The sequence below is a fragment of the Streptomyces sp. CA-142005 genome, assembly GCF_050942335.1.
Lineage (GTDB): Bacteria > Actinomycetota > Actinomycetes > Streptomycetales > Streptomycetaceae > Streptomyces.
The window spans coordinates 5,381,366-5,399,789 of sequence record NZ_CP192078.1 but is presented as its reverse complement, the minus strand read 5'-3'; the positions used below and the strand labels follow the sequence as shown (position 1 = coordinate 5,399,789).

The 18,424-nt window shown below is 70.4% G+C and carries 16 protein-coding genes; 7 read left to right on the top strand and 9 right to left on the bottom strand.

Translation table 11 applies throughout. The annotated features are described in order from the left end of the window. Nucleotides 1–19: 19 nt before the first annotated feature. Together ACQPXS_RS25320 and ACQPXS_RS25315 are read left to right on the top strand one after the other, a co-directional pair. Complete coding sequence (locus ACQPXS_RS25320; protein WP_433451540.1) at nucleotides 20–1,213, top strand: pyridoxal phosphate-dependent aminotransferase; 1,194 nt, start codon at nucleotides 20–22, stop codon at nucleotides 1,211–1,213. A 140-nt stretch (nucleotides 1,214–1,353) separates the two neighbouring features. After that, nucleotides 1,354–2,544: a hypothetical protein gene (locus tag ACQPXS_RS25315; protein WP_433455934.1), complete on the top strand. Its 1,191-nt coding sequence runs from the start codon at nucleotides 1,354–1,356 to the stop codon at nucleotides 2,542–2,544. 15 nt (nucleotides 2,545–2,559) lie between these two features. On the opposite strand, the gene ACQPXS_RS25310 is transcribed toward ACQPXS_RS25315, so the two are convergent. Beyond that, nucleotides 2,560–3,099: a YbjN domain-containing protein gene (locus ACQPXS_RS25310; RefSeq protein ID WP_351807515.1), complete on the bottom strand. Its 540-nt coding sequence runs from the start codon at nucleotides 3,097–3,099 to the stop codon at nucleotides 2,560–2,562. Nucleotides 3,100–3,271: 172 nt separating this feature from the next. Here ACQPXS_RS25310 and ACQPXS_RS25305 point away from each other — a divergent pair, with 172 nt between their 5' ends. After that, a complete protein-coding gene (locus tag ACQPXS_RS25305) occupies nucleotides 3,272–3,703 on the top strand; it encodes a hypothetical protein (protein WP_433451539.1) in 432 nt (143 codons plus the stop codon). Nucleotides 3,704–3,706: 3 nt separating this feature from the next. Here the strand turns inward: ACQPXS_RS25305 and clpB are convergent, their stop codons facing one another. Continuing rightward, on the bottom strand, nucleotides 3,707–6,304 hold the full coding sequence (gene clpB, locus ACQPXS_RS25300; RefSeq protein ID WP_433451537.1) for an ATP-dependent chaperone ClpB: 2,598 nt from the start codon (nucleotides 6,302–6,304) through the stop codon (nucleotides 3,707–3,709). A 115-nt stretch (nucleotides 6,305–6,419) separates the two neighbouring features. Between clpB and ACQPXS_RS25295 the strand changes: the two genes are divergently transcribed. Next, nucleotides 6,420–6,812, top strand: a complete 393-nt coding sequence (locus tag ACQPXS_RS25295; protein WP_356300297.1) for a pyridoxamine 5'-phosphate oxidase family protein — start codon at nucleotides 6,420–6,422, stop codon at nucleotides 6,810–6,812. A 149-nt stretch (nucleotides 6,813–6,961) separates the two neighbouring features. On the opposite strand, the gene ACQPXS_RS25290 is transcribed toward ACQPXS_RS25295, so the two are convergent. Then, nucleotides 6,962–7,294: a hypothetical protein gene (locus ACQPXS_RS25290; protein ID WP_351807511.1), complete on the bottom strand. Its 333-nt coding sequence runs from the start codon at nucleotides 7,292–7,294 to the stop codon at nucleotides 6,962–6,964. Nucleotides 7,295–7,671: 377 nt separating this feature from the next. On the opposite strand from ACQPXS_RS25290, the gene ACQPXS_RS25285 reads away from it, so the two are divergent. Together ACQPXS_RS25285 and ACQPXS_RS25280 are read left to right on the top strand one after the other, a co-directional pair. Further along, nucleotides 7,672–8,616: a helix-turn-helix transcriptional regulator gene (locus tag ACQPXS_RS25285; RefSeq protein WP_351807510.1), complete on the top strand. Its 945-nt coding sequence runs from the start codon at nucleotides 7,672–7,674 to the stop codon at nucleotides 8,614–8,616. Between the two features lie 64 nt (nucleotides 8,617–8,680). After that, on the top strand, nucleotides 8,681–9,670 hold the full coding sequence (locus ACQPXS_RS25280; RefSeq protein ID WP_351807509.1) for a helix-turn-helix transcriptional regulator: 990 nt from the start codon (nucleotides 8,681–8,683) through the stop codon (nucleotides 9,668–9,670). Here ACQPXS_RS25280 and ACQPXS_RS25275 read toward each other — a convergent pair. Next, nucleotides 9,633–10,679, bottom strand: a complete 1,047-nt coding sequence (locus tag ACQPXS_RS25275) for a helix-turn-helix transcriptional regulator (protein ID WP_351807508.1) — start codon at nucleotides 10,677–10,679, stop codon at nucleotides 9,633–9,635. The two genes, ACQPXS_RS25280 and ACQPXS_RS25275, sit on opposite strands and share 38 nt — an antisense overlap. A 358-nt stretch (nucleotides 10,680–11,037) precedes the next feature. Next, the gene (locus ACQPXS_RS25270) at nucleotides 11,038–12,144 is read right to left on the bottom strand and encodes a sugar ABC transporter substrate-binding protein (protein WP_433451534.1); all 1,107 of its coding nucleotides are present in this window, start codon (nucleotides 12,142–12,144) and stop codon (nucleotides 11,038–11,040) included. A gap of 295 nt (nucleotides 12,145–12,439) precedes the next feature. Between ACQPXS_RS25270 and ACQPXS_RS25265 the strand changes: the two genes are divergently transcribed. Then, on the top strand, nucleotides 12,440–14,116 hold the full coding sequence (locus ACQPXS_RS25265) for a fibronectin type III domain-containing protein (protein ID WP_433451533.1): 1,677 nt from the start codon (nucleotides 12,440–12,442) through the stop codon (nucleotides 14,114–14,116). A 70-nt stretch (nucleotides 14,117–14,186) separates the two neighbouring features. Here ACQPXS_RS25265 and ACQPXS_RS25260 read toward each other — a convergent pair whose 3' ends face one another. From ACQPXS_RS25260 to dnaK, 4 genes are read right to left on the bottom strand one after another with little or no spacing between them, the layout of a single operon-like run. After that, complete coding sequence (locus ACQPXS_RS25260; protein ID WP_351807505.1) at nucleotides 14,187–14,639, bottom strand: heat shock protein transcriptional repressor HspR; 453 nt, start codon at nucleotides 14,637–14,639, stop codon at nucleotides 14,187–14,189. Nucleotides 14,640–14,644: 5 nt separating this feature from the next. Beyond that, nucleotides 14,645–15,817, bottom strand: coding sequence for a molecular chaperone DnaJ (gene dnaJ / locus ACQPXS_RS25255; RefSeq protein WP_433451532.1), 1,173 nt, complete (start codon nucleotides 15,815–15,817; stop codon nucleotides 14,645–14,647). 36 nt (nucleotides 15,818–15,853) lie between these two features. Beyond that, a complete protein-coding gene (gene grpE / locus ACQPXS_RS25250) occupies nucleotides 15,854–16,528 on the bottom strand; it encodes a nucleotide exchange factor GrpE (RefSeq protein WP_356300316.1) in 675 nt (224 codons plus the stop codon). After that, nucleotides 16,525–18,372, bottom strand: a complete 1,848-nt coding sequence (gene dnaK, locus ACQPXS_RS25245) for a molecular chaperone DnaK (RefSeq protein ID WP_351807502.1) — start codon at nucleotides 18,370–18,372, stop codon at nucleotides 16,525–16,527. The genes grpE and dnaK overlap by 4 nt, the downstream gene beginning before the upstream one ends. Nucleotides 18,373–18,424: the final 52 nt, after the last annotated feature.

The following is an 18,424-nucleotide window of genomic DNA, read 5'->3' as shown; positions in this document are numbered from 1 at the left end:
TCCAGAGCTTGGGCGGAGGATGGCCGCCATGACCTCCAGCGCACGCCCCCGCCTCAACCGCCGGCTCGCCGAGTTCGGGACGACGATCTTCGCCGAGATGTCCGCCCTCGCCCTGTCGACCGGGTCGATCAACCTGGGCCAGGGCTTCCCCGACACCGACGGCCCGGAGGAGGTCAGGGAGGCGGCCGTACGGGCACTGCGCGACGGCCGCGGCAACCAGTACCCGCCGGGGCCGGGCATCCCGGAGCTGCGCACCGCGATCGCCGCACACCAGCTGCGCCGCTACGGGCTGAGCTTCGACCCGGACACCGAGGTGCTGGTCACGGCGGGCGCCACGGAGGCGATCGCGGCCGCGCTGCTGGCGCTGGTGGAGCCGGGGGACGAGGTCGTGGCCCTGGAGCCGTACTACGACTCCTACGCGGCGAGCATCGCCATGGCGGGCGGCACACGCGTGCCGGTGACGCTGCGGCCGCACTTCGCGGAGGGGGCGGCCTTCCGCCTGGACCTGGACGAGCTGCGCGCCGCCGTCACCGACCGCACCCGGCTGCTGCTGATCAACACGCCGCACAATCCGACCGGTACGGTCCTCACGCGCGCCGAACTGGCCGCGATCGCCGAGCTGGCGGTCGAGCGGGACCTGCTGGTGGTCACGGACGAGGTCTACGAGCACCTGGTCTTCGACGACGCCGAGCACCTGCCGCTCGCGTCCTTCCCCGGGATGCGCGAGCGCACGGTGACGATCGGCTCGGCCGGCAAGACGTTCTCCTTCACCGGCTGGAAGGTCGGCTGGGTCACGGCCGCACCGGAGCTGGTGTCCGCGGTCCGCGCGGTGAAGCAGTTCCTGACGTACGTCTCCTCGGGCCCCTTCCAGTACGCGGTCGCCGAGGCGCTCGCCCTGCCCGACTCCTACTTCGAGGAGTTCCGCCGGTCCATGCTGGCCCGCCGGGACATCCTCGCGCAGGGCCTGACGGAGGCGGGCTTCGAGGTCTTCCGGCCGGCCGGCACATACTTCGTCACCACCGACATCCGCCCCCTCGGCGAGAAGGACGGCTTCGCCTTCTGCCGGACCCTGCCGGAACGGGCCGGCGTCGTGGCGATCCCCAACGCCGTCTTCTACGACGACCGGGAGGCGGGGGCGCCGTTCGTGCGGTTCGCGTTCTGCAAGCGGGAGGAGGTGCTGCGGGAGGCGGCCGAACGACTTCGGGCCCTGTAGGCGCCCGGCCGACGGCGAAGCGGCGCTTCACCGCTTACTCGACACGCTCCACCGCTTACTCGACACAGGTGAACCCGCACCGCACTCGGCGCCCACCTGCTCGCATCGGCGCCGCCGCCCTTGCAGGGTGCGGTGATGTGATCCACGCCAGCACCACCCTCGCCCCGCCCGTAGCCGCGGCGAAGCCGGCGCCGCGCGACCGCGCCCGGCCCTCCCTGATCCGTGCGGGCGGGGCCGCCGTAGGCCTCTTTCTCGGCGTCCGGCTCACCGGGGTCGCCGTGCTCGCCCTCGTCGCCCATGCCGCCGGCCGGCACCCGCTGCCGCTGCTCGCCCGGTCCTGGGACTCGGTCTGGTACCTGGGCATCGCCGCGCACGGCTACGGTCACGACCTGCCCTCCTCCGACCCGGGCCCGCACAGCGACCTCGCCTTCTTCCCGCTGTACCCGGCGCTGCTGCGGGCGGTGACGGCGCCCGCCCCGGTCGGCGGTGGCATCGCCGGGCTGCTGATCTCCTGGACCGCGGCCGCGGTGGCCGCCGCCGGGATCCACGCCGTCGGCTCCCGGTTGCACGGGCGGGCCACCGGTGTCGCGCTGGTGCTGCTGTGGGGGCTGCTGCCGCACGCGGTCGTGCTGTCGATGGCGTACACCGAGCCGGTGCTGTCCGCGTTCGCGGCCTGGTCGCTGTACGCGCTGCTGGCCGGGAACTGGCTGTGGGCGGGCGCGCTGGCGGCGCTGGCGGGGCTGGCCCGGCCGAACGGGTTCGCGGTCGCCGCCGCGGTGCTCGCCACGGCCGGAGCCGAGGTGTGGCGGCGCCGCGGAAAGGTTTCCCACAGGCTGTGGACGGGCGCGGCGCTCGCCCCGCTGGGCTGGACGGCGTATGTGCTGTGGGTGGGGCTGCGGAAGGGCGATCCGCTCGGGGGCTACTTCGAGGTGCAGCGGCTGTGGGGGTCGACGTTCGACCTCGGGCACGGCTCGCTGGAGTTCGTGCGCGCGATGCTGCTGCACGCCACCCGGTTCGTGTTCCCGATGGCCCTGCTCCTGGTCGCGGCGGCGACGCTGCTGTACGCGCTGCTGCTCCTGGACCGCACCCCGCTGCCACTGCTGGTGTTCAGCGGGGTGCTGCTGCTGGTCGCGCTCGGCGGGTCGGGCTTCTTCGAGTCCAAGCCGCGGTTTCTGCTGCCGGCGTTCCCGCTGCTGCTGCCCCTGGCCCAACTGCTGGCGAGAACGGCGAAAACCCGGCCCTGGCACGCGACCGTGCTGGTCGCGGCCCTGGCCGGGCTCAGCTATGTCTACGGCGCGTACCTCGTGGTGTACGCGCAGGTACCGCTGTAGGTGGCGGGATGGGGCCTACTCGCCGTCGTCCTCGGGGTTCTCGGGCTTGTCCGCCTCGTTGACCTCCTGCTCCAGGCCGAGCTGCTCGACGAGCCACCGGTCGAACTCGATCGCGGCCCGCACCCAGCTGACGGTCGAGGAGACGAAGTGGTTGATGTCGACGCCCGTGCCGATCAGCATCTGGGCCTCGCCGATCAGACGGACGGTGCCGTCGTCGTGGGTGTGGGTGTACACCTTGGGCCACAGGGTGCGGCGGTTCCAGTCGTCGACGGACTCCAGCAGCTGCGGCTTCTCGTCGATCTTGTGGGGGCGGTCGTAGAACGTCCGCACCGAGAAGACGGCCTGTTCGGCCTCCCCGCGGAACATGAAGTAGGTGCGGAACTGCTCCCACGGAGCCGCGAGGTCGCCCTCCTCGTCGACGACGTACTTCAGCTCCATCTGGTCGAGGAGCTGCTTCACAAGATCCTGATCCGGGACGACGGGGCCCGCCGGTCCTTGGGGCTGCGGTTCGGGCTGGCCCCCGAAGTTCGGAATCGAGGACGGGTCGATGCTCACCGTGTTTTTCCCTTCGTGCGGATTCCGCCATCCTCCCTCATCCGGGGAGGGGGGAGGCAAGCCCCGACGCCCGCCTGTCCGCCTTTGGCTGACATGATTCCGGCTGCCGGGTCGGCGGGGCCGTGAGCGGACGGGGGCAGAGGTGACGGGGCGGGGACGGACCAGGTGGGGGGTGGTCGCGGCGATCCTGGCGCTGCCCGTGCTGATCATGGCCGGGGCGGCCGTGATGGTGGTGGGGTCTGCGGACTACCCGCTGGGCGGGGCCCCGGAGAAGGTGCCGTGCGCGCAGGCGCTGGCCTTCGGCGGGGCGAAGCTCCCGGACGCGGCGTTCGAGGACGGGTGCACGGTGCAGACCTGGCTGGACACCGACTACCACGCCGAGTTCCACATGCCCCGGGCACAGCTGTGGGCGTGGTTGAGGCACACCTACCCGGACGCTCCCGAGCCGGACACCGACCTCTGTCTCGACGGCGCGGATTTCTGCGTGAACATGGACAGCGAGGGCACCGTGCCGCCCGGCATCGACGCGAGCGCGGTGGAGATCGACGTGACGTACGAGGGCCCCGACCAGGCCCTCGTACGGTTCGCCGCGTTCACCGTGTGAGCGTCACAGCGTCTTCCCCGTCGCCGGCCCCACCAGCAGCCCTTCGCCGAAGCGGTCGACGCGGACCGTGTCGCCGTCCTTGATCTCGCCGGCGAGGATCTCCTTGGCGAGGCGGTCGCCGATGGCGGTCTGGACGAGGCGGCGCAGCGGGCGGGCGCCGTAGGCCGGGTCCAGGCCCTCCTCCGCGAGCCAGGCCAGCGCCTCGGGGGTGACGTCCAGGGTCAGGCGCCGCTCGGCGAGCCGCTTGCCCAGGCGGCCGATCTGGAGCTGCGCGATCCGCTCCAGCTCTGGCTTGGTCAGTGCCGAGAAGACCACCAGGTCGTCCAGCCGGTTGAGGAACTCCGGCTTGAAGGAGGCCCGGACGGCCTCCAGGACCTGTTCCTTCTTCTCCGCCTCGGACGTCAGCGGGTCGACCAGGAACTGGCTGCCCAGGTTGGAGGTGAGCACCAGGATGGTGTTGCGGAAGTCGACCGTGCGGCCCTGGCCGTCCGTCAGGCGGCCGTCGTCCAGCACCTGGAGGAGGACGTCGAAGACCTCCGGGTGGGCCTTCTCCACCTCGTCCAGCAGGACGACGGAGTACGGGCGGCGGCGGACCGCCTCGGTGAGCTGGCCGCCCTCCTCGTAGCCGACGTAGCCGGGAGGCGCGCCGACCAGCCGGGCCACGCTGTGCTTCTCGCCGTACTCCGACATGTCGATGCGGACCATGGCCCGTTCGTCGTCGAAGAGGAAGTCCGCGAGCGCCTTGGCGAGTTCGGTCTTGCCGACGCCGGTCGGGCCGAGGAAGAGGAAGGAGCCGGTGGGGCGGTCGGGGTCGGCGATGCCCGCGCGGGAGCGCCGTACGGCGTCGCTGACCGCGCGTACGGCCTCGCCCTGGCCGATGAGGCGCTTGCCCAGCTCGTCCTCCATGCGCAGCAGCTTCTGCGTCTCGCCCTCCATCAGGCGGCCGGCCGGGATGCCGGTCCAGGCGGCGACGACGTCGGCGATGTCGTCGGAGCCGACCTCCTCCTTGACCATGGTGTCCCGGGCGGCCTCCTCCTCGGCCTCGGAGGCGGCCTCCAGCTCCTTCTCCAGCTGCGGGATCTCGCCGTAGAGCAGCTTGGCGGCGGTGTCGAAGTCGCCGTCGCGCTGGGCGCGTTCGGCCTGACCGCGCAGGTCGTCCAGGCGCTCCTTGAGCTCGCCGACCCGGTTGAGGGACTGCTTCTCCTTCTCCCAGCGGGCGGTCAGGTGCCGCAGCTCCTCCTCCTTGTCGGCGAGGTCGCGGCGCAGCTTCTCCAGCCGGGCGACGGAGGCCGGGTCGGTCTCCTTGGCGATCGCCAGCTCCTCCATCTTCAGCCGGTCCACGGCGCGCTGGAGTTCGTCGATCTCGACCGGCGAGGAGTCGATCTCCATGCGCAGTCGGGAGGCGGACTCGTCGACGAGGTCGATGGCCTTGTCGGGCAGGAAGCGGGAGGTGATGTAGCGGTCGGAGAGGGTGGCGGCGGCCACCAGCGCCGAGTCCGCGATCTGCACCTTGTGGTGGGCCTCGTACCGGCCCTTGAGACCGCGCAGGATGGCGATGGTGTCCTCGACGGTCGGCTCGGCGACCAGCACCTGCTGGAAGCGCCGCTCCAGCGCCGGGTCCTTCTCGATCCGCTCCCGGTACTCGTCCAGGGTGGTGGCGCCGACCATGCGCAGCTCGCCGCGGGCCAGCATGGGCTTGAGCATGTTGCCCGCGTCCATGGCGGAGTCGCCGCCCGCGCCGGCGCCGACGACGGTGTGCAGCTCGTCGATGAAGGTGATGATCTGCCCGTCGGAGTCCTTGATCTCGCCGAGGACGGCCTTCAGCCGCTCCTCGAACTCGCCGCGGTACTTGGCGCCGGCCACCATCGCGCCGAGGTCGAGCGCGACCAGCCGCTTGTCCTTCAGTGACGAGGGCACGTCACCCTTGACGATCCGCTGGGCGAGCCCCTCGACGACGGCGGTCTTGCCGACGCCGGGCTCACCGATGAGCACGGGGTTGTTCTTGGTACGGCGGGACAGCACCTGCACGACCCGCCGGATCTCCTGGTCCCGCCCGATGACCGGGTCGAGCCGGCCCTCGCGGGCGGCGGCGGTGAAGTCGGTGCCGAACTTCTCCAGGGCCTTGTACTGGCCCTCGGGGTCGGCGGTGGTCACGCGGCGTCCTCCCCTGGCCTTCTTGAAGGCCTCCAGCAGCTTCTTCGCGTCGGCGCCCTGCGCCTTGAGCAGTTCACCGGCCCGGCCGCCCTCGGCGGCGATGCCGATGAGCAGATGCTCGGTCGACAGGTACTCGTCACCGAGCTGCTTCGCGCGCTCGTCGGCGTCGGCGAGCACGGCCAGCAGCTCGCGGTTGGGCTGCGGCGGCGCGACCGTGGACCCGGTCACGCTGGGCAGCGCGGCCAGGATCTTCTCGGCGCCCGCGCGAACGGCGGCCTGGTCGGCCTCGACGGCCGCGAGCAGGTCGGTGATGTTCTCGTTGTCCTGCCCCTGGAGCAGAGCCAGCAGCAGGTGAGCGGGGGTGAGGTCCGGGTGCCCCTCGGTCACGGCCCGGTTGCCGGCCGTGTTGATCGCGTCCCGGCTCCTGTTGGTCAGCTCGGCGTCCACGTCGTCCGTTCTCCTCCTCGGCCACTGTCCACTGCTGACTTCACCAGCGTACACAAAGTTGAGTCTATTCCGCTCAAGGTAGGGAAGGAAGCCGTGCGGGGACTAGGTTGCGGGCATGGCGAAGCACTCGGAGCAGTACCTGGAGTTCTGGCGGGAACGTCACCTGTGCACCCTGACGACGCTCCGGCCCGACGGCAGTCCGCACGTGGTCCCGGTGGGGGTGACGTACGACGCCGAGGCCGGGCTGGCCAGGGTGATCACCAACAAGTCGAGCGTGAAGGCCGGACACGTCCAGGCGGCCGGGCCCGAGGGCGCCCGGGTCGCGGTGTGCCAGGTGGACGGCCGGCGCTGGGCCACCCTGGAGGGGCGGGCGAGGGTGCGGACGGAGCCGGAACGGGTCGCGGAGGCGGAGCGCCGCTATGCCGAGCGGTACGAGCGGGTGCCCTCGCCGAACCCGGCGCGGGTGGTGATCGAGATCGAGGTGGAGCGGACGCTGGGGCGCGGGTGAACAGGCGACTGAACATTTTCAGCCACCCTGGAAACGGCCCATACCCCGAAATGTCCCCAAAAACTGCAGCGGCGTCACCGTGTTCAGGTCACGGTGACGCCGCTGCGGGGGGAAGCACCTGAGCGATCTTTTACGACGGGGGAATCGCGTCAGGCACTGCGGGGGGTGGCGATGGTCCTCAGGTCCTGGTCCGTCGGCTCGGCGAGCCGGTGGTCCCGCTGGTCGAGGTTCACAAAGATCATTCCGTACCGGACGGCGCACCGCACCGGCTGGGGCGCGCCACGCGGCTTTCGCAGGCACCGGTACGCCCGCACGTCCTCGTCCTCGTCCCGCGTCACGACGACCGGCTCACCGAACACGGTCACCATCAGCGAGTCACCGCTGTGGGGGATGGCGGTGACCAGGTCGATGAAGTGCCAGCCGGAGCGGTAGGCCGTGGCCATTTCGCGACGGAAGGACCGGTCGTCGGGTGGAGTAGTCATCAGTCAGCCCCAGGTGGTGTCGTCTGCACCATCGGTATGGGCGGTCACGGTGCTGTCGGCACTCACAGCGACGGTCCGAGGAGCCACTCCCCAGGTAGTGTCCGCCGTGACGTCACGCTTTCCACCGGAGAGGCCACTCAGCGCGCCGATGGCCACAACGGCGGAGAAGGTAACGGCAAGCATCGACCGAAGCATTCTCTTGCGCATAGTCGGCTTCGTCCTCACTTGATGGTCCCCTCTTCCCCCGTCGAACAAGACGATGTCTCATTTGGGCACGTCATGGCCACACGATCGATGCATCATGTTCCTGCATGTTCAGGACCCTGGGGGGTGGAGATTTGACAATAAATCGGACCAAAGTGCCACATCCCCATGCGATGACCGAGCTCTGCGAGGAGGGTAGCCGCCTCTACGCTCAGGCGCTGCGCTCGGGGCGCATCGCCCGCGCGGATGTGGAAGCCGCCCCCTGCCTCATGGAGTTCGCCCTCCTGCACCCGGACCCCGACGACGCGAACTGGCTGCGCCCCACCCCTCCCTCGGTCGCCCTGGCCCAGCGGCTCAACCCGATCGAACGCGAGATATCCGAACGCAGGCGGCTGTCGGTCGAACTGGCCGAGGCGTTCGAACCGTTCATGACGCTCAGCGCCCAGAGCACCACACCCACGCACGCCATCTCCGTCCTGGAAGGCCTGGACCGCATCAACGCGGCCCTCGACGTGGCGACGGCCGAGTGCCGCTCCGAGGTCCTCACCGTGCAGCCGAGCAGCCGTCGCCTCGAACACACCCTCCTGCAGGGACTGGAACGCGACCGTCCGCTCCTCGAACGCGGTGTGCGCATCCGGACCCTCTACCAGCACACGGCCCGCTACAGTCCCGAGACGCTCGGGTACGTGTCCCAGTTCTCCGAAGGCAAGGTCGAGTACCGCACCATCGACGAGCTGGTGGAGCGGCTCATCATCTGCGACGAGACTGTCGCCTTCATCCCCATCCGCGACGACCGGCAGGTCGCCCTGGAACTCCGGCATCCCGGCCTGGTGCGCTATCTGATCAAGGTGTTCGAGTTCATGTGGGCCCGCGCGGTGCCGCTCAGCACCGGCGCACCCTACGAAACCGCCCCGGACGGCATCACGGAGATCCAGCACTCCATCGCCAAGCTCCTGGTCGAGGGGCACGTCGACGAGGCCATCGCCCGCCGGCTCGGCATGAACGTGCGCACCTGCCGGGCCCACATCGCCAAGCTGGCCAACGCCCTCGGCAGCGGCAGCCGGGCCCAGCTCGGCTTCCTCATAGCGCAGTCGGGGATTCTCAAGCAGGAGCCCTGACGCCGGCGGAACGAGAAGGTCACTGTACGGAACAAGGGCTCGACCAGCAGGGGGAGGTGAGCCGGTGACGCACCGGGAGCACGGGATCGAGGAGTTGTGTGCCGCCGGGCAGGAACTGTACGAGCGGGCCCTGCGGGAGGGGCGGATACCTGTCGGCGACGCCGCCGGCGTGCCGTGCCTCACCGACTTCGGGCTGCTCCACCCCGCCCTGGACGACCTGGGGCTGCTGGAGCCGGTCGCACCCGCCGCGGCCCTGCACCGGCTGCTGCGCGCCTCCTCGGCACGGGTCGCCGAGGAACGGCGGCGCGAGGACAGGCTGGTGGAGCGGTTCGAACCGCTGCTGCGGATCGGCGTGGGGCAGACGCCCGGCACCGGTACCGAGCCGGCGATGCTGCGGCTGCTCAGCGGCACCGAGCAGATCAACCGGGCCATCTCCGACGCGATGGTGGACGCCACCGAGGAGTCCCTGACCATCCAGCCGCACGCCGGCCTCACCGGCCCGCGCGGCGAGGCCGCCCGCGACACCGCCTTCGGGCGCGATCAGGCCCTGCTGGACCGCGGCGGCCGCATCCGCACCCTCTACCAGCACACCCTGCGCCATGTGCCGGAGGTGTACGGGCCGTTGGAGCACTTCCGGCGCGGCGACACCGAGGCGCGCAGCCTCGACGAGGTGCCGGACCGGCTCATCGTCATCGACCGCAAGGTCGCCTTCCTCCCCGCCGACGACGACGGCAAGCTCGCCCTGGAGGTCCGCCACCCGGCGCTGATCAAGTACTTCGTCACGACCTTCGACCGGCTCTGGCGGCTGGCCACGCCGATGTTCCCGAAGGCGGTGCAGCCGCCGTCGGTCAACGGCGTCACACCCCGCCAGCGCGCCATCGCCGCCCTCCTCGTCGAGGGCCACACCGACGCCGTCATCGCCGACCGCCTGGGCATGAACATCCGCACCGCCCGGCTGCACATCGCCAAGCTCGCCGCCACCCTCGGCAGCGACAGCCGGGCCCAGCTGGGCTACCTCATCGCACGCTCGGGGATCCTCGATCAGGAGCCGTGAGCGCGCCGGCCGGCAGCCCGGACCCGCGGTGGCCGTCCAGGCCGACCTGGGCGATCCGGACGCCCAGCTGGGTACGGCTGGCCGCGCCCAGGGTCTCCGAGAGCCGGGCGATATGGGCGCGGCAGGTGCGCACGCTGATGCCGAGCCGCTCGGCGATCACCGCGTCCTGGTGCCCCTCGGCGAGCAGCGCGGCGATGGACTGCTCGCGGTGCGAGATGCCTTCGATGCCGGTGTCGGGGAGCGGGGCGGTGAGCGGGATGGCCAGGCGCCAGAGGCGTTCGAAGACCGTCACCAGGTACTCCACCAGGGCCGGGTGGCGCAGTTCCAGAGCCATCGTGCGGTCGGCGTTCGCCGGGATGAAGGCCACCGTGCGGTCGAAGAGGATCAGGCGGTCGATCACCTCGTCCAGCGTCCTGGCCTCGACCGTGTCGCCCATCAGCTCCAGGTAGTTCAGCAGGCCCTGGCCGTGCCGGGCCACATGCGTGTACAGGTCGCGCATGCGCACGCCGCGGCCGCGCAGGGCCAGCGCCCGGTGCAGCCCCTCGGTCAGCTCGGCCTCCCGGCGGATGCCGCCGGGCTGCACGGTGAGCACCTCGGTCGTGCACGCCTCGGTCGCCTCGTCCATCGCGGCCTGGATCCGGGACAGCCCGTCCAGCACCCGGATCGCGCTGCCCTCGGCCGGTGCGGCCAGCGCGCCGAGCTGACGGCCGAGTCCCGCGTACCACTCGAAGGCGGCCACCGCCGAGCCCACCCGCCGCTGGCTCGCGCTGACCTCGTCGTAGACCCCGCGCAACAGCCTGGTCATGACCTCCTGCGGGGAGGTCGGCACCAGCCAGTCCATGTCGTCGGGGTCCGGGTGCAGCAGGGCCAGTTCCAGCAGGCAGGGCACCGCCTCGGCATCAGTGCGCGGCACGCGCCCCCGGCGTACGGCCCGGGAATAGACCCGGTCGCCGGCCGCGCACAGTCGGTCGGCGCCGTGTGGATGCTGCTCCGCCCCACGCCCGGCCATCGCCCATTTCACCCCCGGTGTGCTGTCACTTCCGCAGCGCAACTATGCGCGGGCGCCGACCGGGTCCGCAACACGGCTCGCCTCAACAGGGCTGTCCCAAAGCGCTGTTATGTCCGGGTATATGCCAGGCTCCGCCCCTCGCATTGCAACAAGCTGATGGTGGTGGGGCGGACTGCGTCAGGGCATCGTTGGTCACGTCTCCCCCGGGTGTCACCGGATCACCGGACACCCCGGAGCGGGAAGTTCCGCCGGGAGAGCCGCGGAGCCGTCGCACCGCGTTCACGGGGGTGACGCGGAGCGGGGGCGCTTCCCGGAAAAAAACCCCGCGCCCCTTCAGGGGGCGCGGGGAGGGACGCTCCTACTTCAGGTGGCTCGCCGCGCAGGCCGCCTTGTACTGGGCGGTGCAGATGTCGCCCACGGTGTAGATGCCGTCCGCGATGACCGTGGCCTTGATGTTGCTCTTGGTCAGGGCGACCGGCTGGATCAGCTTCGAGGGGATGTTCTTGTCGGTCGGGCTGTCGACCTTGTCCTGCGTGAGCGCGTCGAACTGGATGTCCTTGCCCTGCACCTTGGCGACGGCCATCTGCGCGGCGGCCTGGGCCTCGTCCGGGTAGGCCTTGTAGACGCTCATGTACTGCTGGCCGGCCACGATCCGCTGCACCGCGTCGAGTTCGGCGTCCTGGCCGGTGACCGGGGGCAGCTTCGTGACGCCGGCCGCCTTCAGGGCCTTGATGACACCGCCCGCCATGCCGTCGTTGGCCGCGTAGACACCGGCGATGTTGCTCTCGCCGATCGCGCTGATGGCCCTGGCCATCTCGGTCTCGGCGAGCTCCGGCTTCCAGTCCGTGGTGTCGTACGTCGCCGCGATCTGCACATGGCCGTTCAGCTCGGAGAGCGCGCCCTGCTTGAACTGCTTGGCGTTCGGGTCGGTCGGCGAGCCGTTCACCATGACGATCTTGTCGGAGCTGTCGGCGCCCGACCCGAGGGCCTCCAGCAGGGTGCGGCCCTGCACCTCGCCGACGAGCTCGTTGTCGAAGGAGACGTAGGCGTCGATCGGACCCTCGGCGAGACGGTCGTAGGCGATGACCGGGATGCCCGCGTCCTTGGCCTTCTTCACCTCGGGCGCGATGGCGTGCGAGTCGACCGCGTCGAGCATGATGATGTCGACCTTCTCGTCGATCATCTTCTGCATCTGCGAGGCCTGCCGGGAGGCGTCCGCGTCGGCGTTGTCGTACTCGACGCTGCCCTGCTTACGGGTGAGTTCGGCCACCTTGTCCCTGATGATGGGGTAGTCGAACTTGTCGTAACGGGTGTTCGCCTTCTCCGGCAGCAGCAGGCCCACGGTGATGTCGTTGCCCTTGCTCGGGCTCGCGCTCGCGCCGTCCCCCGTCGCTCCCAGCACGCCACAGCCGGCAAGCGAGAGGGTCATCGTGGACGCGGCCACGGATATGGCGATTCGACGCATTCGAGGGCTCACTTCAGGTGCGTTCCGGACGTAGGCCTGCTATACGACCCAGGTGTCTGAAAAGACAACGCGGAGGCCGCACCCGACGTCAAGCGGAACTACTTAACGAGTCCGCAACACCACGCTCGGCTGACCCTGTGAAGGAGGAGCGGAATCGCCTCCAAGTTCTCTTTACGGACCCTCCATTCAAAGGGAGTCCATGGACCGGTAAAGATCGGCACAACCAACCCGGGTCCCCGCGAGTCGTGATCATCGGCGGCCGTGCGCCGCTCCCCCGATTCGACCAGAGGACCGAATGAACCCAGCCAGACGCGCGACCGCCACGGCCGTCGTGCTCGCCACCGCGGGCGCCCTGCTGAGCGCGGCCGCCACGCCCGCCTCCGCCACGGTGACGTGCAGCTCACCGGTGTACAAGCGGACGTTCTACGCGAACACCACGTTCTCCGGCACGCCGAAGAAGACGGACTGCGACCCCGTCATCGACCAGAACTGGACCGGATCGCCCGCCACCGGGCTGCCGAAGGACAACTTCGGCGTCCGCTGGACCGTCACCCGCGACTTCGGCTCCGGCGGGCCCTTCGCGTTCGCCGTCTCCGGAACCGACGGCATCCGCGTCTACCTGGACGGCGTCCGCAAGGTGGACCTGTGGTCGAACACCTCGGGCGCCCGCGCCAAGACCGTCAACCTCACCGTCCCGTCCGGCAGACACACCCTGCGCGTCGACCACGTCAACTGGACCGGCACCGCGAGCGTCGAGTTCGCCTACACCCCGCGCACCTCCGCCACCGTCGACACGGTCAAACCCCTGGTGCCGACCGGGACTTCGGTCAGATACGACTCCTCGACCGGAAGCACCGGGATCAGCTGGGCGAAGAACGCCGAGATGGACCTCGCCGGTTACCGCGTCTACCGGCGCCTGAAGGGCACCTCGTACCCCGGCAAACCGCTGGCCACGACCACCTCCACCACGTACACCGACACCACCCTGCCGAAGACGGGCGCCACCTACTACTACGAGGTCCGCGCCTACGACAAGGCGGGCAACGAGTCCGCGGGCACGGCGGACCAGGGCGTGACGACCGCCGACCGCACCCCGCCCGCCGTCCCTTCCGGGGTGACGGCCGACAGCGGCGGCAAGGGGGTGAGCATCGCGTGGGACGCGCTCGCGGACGCGGACTCGTACCGTGTCTACCGCGCCACGAGCACCGACGGCGCCTACACCCGCATCGCCACCGTCGACCAGCCGTCCTACCTCGACGCGTCCGCCACCGAGGGCACGCGGTACTACTACCGTGTCACGGCCGTCGACGCCGCCGGCAACGAGTCCGGGCGGTCGGCCACGGTCAGCGGGGTGCACTGGGACGAGACCCCGCCGTCCGCCGTCACCGGGCTGACGGTCTCCCCGACCGGCTACGGCTTTCACCTCCAGTGGGACGCCAACCCGACGCCCGACCTCGCCCGCTACGTCGTCTACGCCGGTGAACTCATCGGCGACGACGAGGAGAAGGTCTGCTCGGTCCACCAGGTGGAGTGGCTGTTCACCGACACCACGTCCTACGACTACGCCACCCTCCCGGACGGCGAGGAGCGCTGCCTGTTCGTCGACGCGGTGGACGACGACTGGAACTCCCACTTCGAGTGGACGCGTTCCCCGAACATCGTGGTCGCGACCGAGCGGGACACCACCCCGAGCGTGCCGACCCCGGAGGGCTCGCCGGTCGGCCTGGACGCCTCCGCGGGAAAGGGCGTCGTCGGGCTGAGCTGGAACACGGTGGCCGACGCCACCGGCTACCAGGTCTACCGCTGGAACGCCGACACCCAGGCCTACGAGAAGCTGGCGGCCACCACGGAGACGTCCTACCAGGACACCGGCGCCGCGGGCGGCACCACCCAGTACTACTGGGTGACGGCGCTGTACGCGGACGGCACCGAGTCGGCGCCGGGGGCGGACTACGCGATCCTGCTCCCGTGAGCACGGGAGACCCGAACACGTGAAAGGGGCCCGGAATCGATTCCGGGCCCCTTTCCCACAGACACGCGGGTCAGTCCGAGGACTGCTGCCGCTTCGGCCGCCACACCACCAGCGCGCTGGTCTGCTGGACCTCCTGGTACGGGACCAGGTCGCGGCGGTAGGAGGCGTGGACGGCCGCCTCGCGCTGCTGCATCGCGGCCGCCGCGCCGTCCAGGGCCGCCTCCAGTTCCACGACGCGGGACTGAAGGGCGGCGACCTGGTTCTCCAGTTCGATGATGCGCTTGATGCCGGCCAGGTTGATGCCCTCGTCCTGCGACAACTGCTGCACCTGGCGGAGCAGTTCGATGTCGCGGGCCGAGTAGCGCCGGCCCCGGCCCGCGGTGCGGTCGGGGGAGACCAGGCCCAGGCGGTCGTACTGGCGCAGCGTCTGCGGGTGGAGTCCGGAGAGCTGGGCCGCCACCGAGATGACGTAGACCGGGGTCTCCTCGGTCAGTTCATACGGGTTACGTCGACGGCCGTCCATCACTCTCAGTCTCCCTTCGCGGCCTCGAACAGCTCCGCCCGCGGGTCCTCGCCCGCGGTCGCCTCGCGATACGCCTCGAGCGCGTCACGAGCCTTCCCCGACAGGTCCTTGGGAACACGCACCTCGACGGTGACCAACAGGTCGCCGCGGGTGCCGTCCTTGCGGACCGCGCCCTTGCCCCGGGCGCGCATGGTGCGGCCGTTGGGCGTGCCGGGCGGCAGTTTCAGGGTGACGGCCGGGCCGCCGAGGGTCGGTACCCGGACCTCGCCGCCGAGGGCCGCCTCGGTGAACGTCACCGGCACGGTGACGGTGAGGTTGTCGCCCTTGCGCCCGAACACCGGGTGCTCGCCGACGTGCACGACCACGTACAGGTCGCCCGCCGGTCCGCCCCGCTCGCCGGGGGCGCCCTTGCCGCGCAGCCGGATCCGCTGCCCGTCGGTGACGCCGGCCGGGATGCGGACCTGCATCGTGCGCGAGGACTTCGCGCGGCCGCTGCCCTTGCACTCCATGCAGGGGTGCTCCGCGATCAGGCCGCGGCCCTTGCAGTCGGGGCAGGGGTCGGTGAGCGAGAAGCCGCCGCCGGAGCCCCGGGCGACCTGCCCGGTGCCGACGCAGGTCGGGCACACACGGGGCGTGCCGTTCTTGTCGCCGGTGCCCGAACAGGCCTTGCAGGGCGCCTGGGAGGACATCCGCAGCGGCACCGTGGCGCCCTCGATGGCCTCCGTGAAGCTCAGCGTGACCTCGGTGTCGATGTCCTGGCCGCGCCGGGGCTGGGTACGGGTCGTGCCCGCGCCGCCGCGGTTGAACAGGCCCCCGAAGACGTCACCGAGTCCGCCCCCGAAGCCTCCGCCCTGGGTGGTGGTCCCGCCGCCTCCGAAGAGGTCGCCCAGGTCGAAGTTGAAGGAGCCGCCGGCGCCCGGCCCGGGGCGGAAGCCGCCGTTGCCGAACAGGGCGCGGGCCTCGTCGTACTCCTTGCGCTTCTTGGGGTCGCCGAGGACGTCGTTCGCCTCGGAGATCTCCTTGAAGCGCTCCTCGGCCTTGACGTTGCCCTTGTTGGCGTCCGGGTGGAACTCGCGGGCGAGCTTCCGGTACGCCTTCTTGATCTCGGCCTCGGTGGCGTCCTTGGGGACGCCGAGGACCTTGTAGTAGTCCTTCTCGATGAAGTCCTTGGTGCTCATCCCCGACGCCCCTCCTTCCCCTTGAGTGTCCTCACGTCAGCCCTCGTCCGGGCCACCGTTCTCCTTGCCATCGGCGGCGTCGGCCTGCTGCGCCTCGGACGCCTTGTCTTCGGCGCCCTCGGCCTTGACGGTCTGCGCGCCGGGCTGCGGTTCGGCGACGGCCACCCGCGCGGGGCGGATGGTGCGCTCGCCGATGCGATACCCGGGCTGCAGGATCGCCACGCAGGTCGTCTCGGTGACGTCCGGCGCGTAACTGTGCATCAGGGCCTCGTGGATGATCGGGTCGAAGGGCTCGCCCTCCTTGCCGAACTGCTGCAGGCCCATCTTGGCCGCGACGGTCTCCAGCGACTCGGCCACCGACTTGAAGCCGCCGACCAGTTCGCCGTGTTCCCGCGCGCGGCCGATGTCGTCGAGCACGGGCAGGAGCTCGGTCAGGAGGTTCGCGACGGCGATCTCCTTGACCGTGATGCGGTCCCGCTCGACCCGGCGGCGGTAGTTCTGGTACTCGGCCTGGAGGCGCTGGAGGTCCACCGTGCGCTCGTTCAGCGCCGTGCGCACCTGGTCCAGCTGGGCCACCAGACCGGCGTTCTCGTTTCCGTCCCCGGCCGGGGCCGCCCCCTCCTGGGGGGCGGCCTTCGGCTCGGCGTCGTCGGGGGTCGCGCCGGAGGGGACGTCGGGCTTCTCCTCGAAGCCCGGGGTCTCCTCCGTCACGCGGCACCGTCCTTGCGCTCGTCGTCCACGATCTCGGCGTCCACGACGTCGTCGTCAGCGGCCCGGCCACCCTGCGCGGCACCCTCGGGGCCGCCCGCGGCCTGCGCGGCCTGGGCGTCGGCGTACATGGCCTGGCCGACCTTCTGGGAGACCGCGGCGACCTTCTCGGTGGCGGTGCGGATCTCCGCGGTGTCCTCGCCCTTGAGCGCGGTCTTCAGCTCCTCGACGGCGGCCTCGACCTCGGTCTTGACCTCGCCGGGGACCTTGTCCTCGTTGTCCTTGAGGAACTTCTCCGTCTGGTAGACGAGCTGCTCGCCCTGGTTGCGGGTCTCGGCGGCCTCGCGGCGGCGGTGGTCCTCCTCCGCGTACTGCTCGGCCTCCTGGCGCATGCGGTCGACCTCGTCCTTCGGGAGCGAGGAGCCGCCGGTGACGGTCATCTTCTGCTCCTTGCCCGTGCCCAGGTCCTTGGCGGTCACGTGCATGATGCCGTTGGCGTCGATGTCGAAGGACACCTCGATCTGCGGGACGCCACGGGGCGCCGGCGGCAGACCGGTCAGCTCGAACATGCCGAGCTTCTTGTTGTACGCCGCGATCTCGCGCTCGCCCTGGTAGACCTGGATCTGCACCGACGGCTGGTTGTCCTCGGCCGTGGTGAAGATCTCCGAGCGCTTGGTCGGGATCGTGGTGTTGCGCTCGATCAGCTTGGTCATGATGCCGCCCTTGGTCTCGATACCGAGGGACAGCGGGGTGACGTCGAGCAGCAGGACGTCCTTGACCTCGCCCTTGAGGACACCGGCCTGGAGCGAGGCGCCGATGGCGACGACCTCGTCCGGGTTCACGCCCTTGTTGGCCTCCTTGCCGCCGGTCAGCTCCTTGACGAGCTCGGCGACGGCGGGCATACGGGTGGAGCCACCGACGAGGACGACGTGGTCGATCTCGTTGATGGAGATGCCGGCGTCCTTGATGACGTTGTGGAACGGCGTCTTGCAGCGCTCCAGCAGGTCTGCCGTCAGCTGCTGGAACTGGGCCCGGGTGAGCTTCTCGTCCAGGTGCAGCGGGCCCTCGGCGGACGCGGTGATGTAGGGCAGGTTGATCGAGGTCTCGGTGGAGGAGGACAGCTCGATCTTGGCCTTCTCGGCGGCCTCGCGCAGACGCTGCAGGGCCATCTTGTCCTTGGACAGGTCCACGCCGTGGCCGGACTGGAACTGCTTGACCAGGTAGTCGACGACGCGCTGGTCCCAGTCGTCACCACCGAGGTGGTTGTCACCGTTGGTGGCCTTCACCTCGACGACGCCGTCGCCGATCTCCAGCAGGGACACGTCGAAGGTGCCGCCACCGAGGTCGAAGACGAGGATCGTCTGGTCGTCCTTGTCGAGGCCGTAGGCCAGCGCGGCGGCGGTCGGCTCGTTGACGATGCGCAGGACGTTCAGACCGGCGATCTCACCGGCCTCCTTGGTCGCCTGACGCTCGGAGTCGTTGAAGTAGGCAGGGACGGTGATGACCGCGTCGGTCACCTTCTCGCCCAGGTAGGCCTCGGCGTCCCGCTTCAGCTTCTGCAGGATGAACGCGGAGATCTGCTGCGGGTTGAAGTCCTTGCCGTCGAGCTGGATCTTCCAGTCGGTGCCCATGTGGCGCTTCACCGAGCGGATGGTCCGGTCCACGTTCGTGACCGCCTGGCGCTTGGCGACCTCGCCGACGAGCACCTCACCGTTCTTGGCGAAGGCGACGACGGACGGCGTGGTCCTGGCACCCTCGGCGTTGGTGATGACGGTGGGCTCGCCGCCCTCCAGAACGCTGACGACGGAGTTAGTCGTGCCCAGGTCGATGCCGACCGCACGTGCCATGGTTGATTCCTCCAGCTGACTTGAGTGGAACAGGCTCAAGTGTGCATGACGG

What these genes read in the sequence shown, in the direction of transcription:
- ACQPXS_RS25265 (WP_433451533.1), top strand. Translation starts at nt 12,440, where the DNA reads ATGAACCCAGCCAGACGCGCGACCGCCACGGCCGTCGTGCTCGCCACC.
- ACQPXS_RS25260 (WP_351807505.1), bottom strand. Translation starts at nt 14,639, where the DNA reads ATGGACGGCCGTCGACGTAACCCGTATGAACTGACCGAGGAGACCCCG.
- dnaJ (WP_433451532.1), bottom strand. Translation starts at nt 15,817, where the DNA reads ATGAGCACCAAGGACTTCATCGAGAAGGACTACTACAAGGTCCTCGGC.
- ACQPXS_RS25285 (WP_351807510.1), top strand. Translation starts at nt 7,672, where the DNA reads ATGACCGAGCTCTGCGAGGAGGGTAGCCGCCTCTACGCTCAGGCGCTG.
- ACQPXS_RS25320 (WP_433451540.1), top strand. Translation starts at nt 20, where the DNA reads ATGGCCGCCATGACCTCCAGCGCACGCCCCCGCCTCAACCGCCGGCTC.
- ACQPXS_RS25270 (WP_433451534.1), bottom strand. Translation starts at nt 12,144, where the DNA reads ATGCGTCGAATCGCCATATCCGTGGCCGCGTCCACGATGACCCTCTCG.
- ACQPXS_RS25290 (WP_351807511.1), bottom strand. Translation starts at nt 7,294, where the DNA reads ATGACTACTCCACCCGACGACCGGTCCTTCCGTCGCGAAATGGCCACG.
- ACQPXS_RS25275 (WP_351807508.1), bottom strand. Translation starts at nt 10,679, where the DNA reads ATGGCCGGGCGTGGGGCGGAGCAGCATCCACACGGCGCCGACCGACTG.
- dnaK (WP_351807502.1), bottom strand. Translation starts at nt 18,372, where the DNA reads ATGGCACGTGCGGTCGGCATCGACCTGGGCACGACTAACTCCGTCGTC.
- ACQPXS_RS25295 (WP_356300297.1), top strand. Translation starts at nt 6,420, where the DNA reads ATGGCGAAGCACTCGGAGCAGTACCTGGAGTTCTGGCGGGAACGTCAC.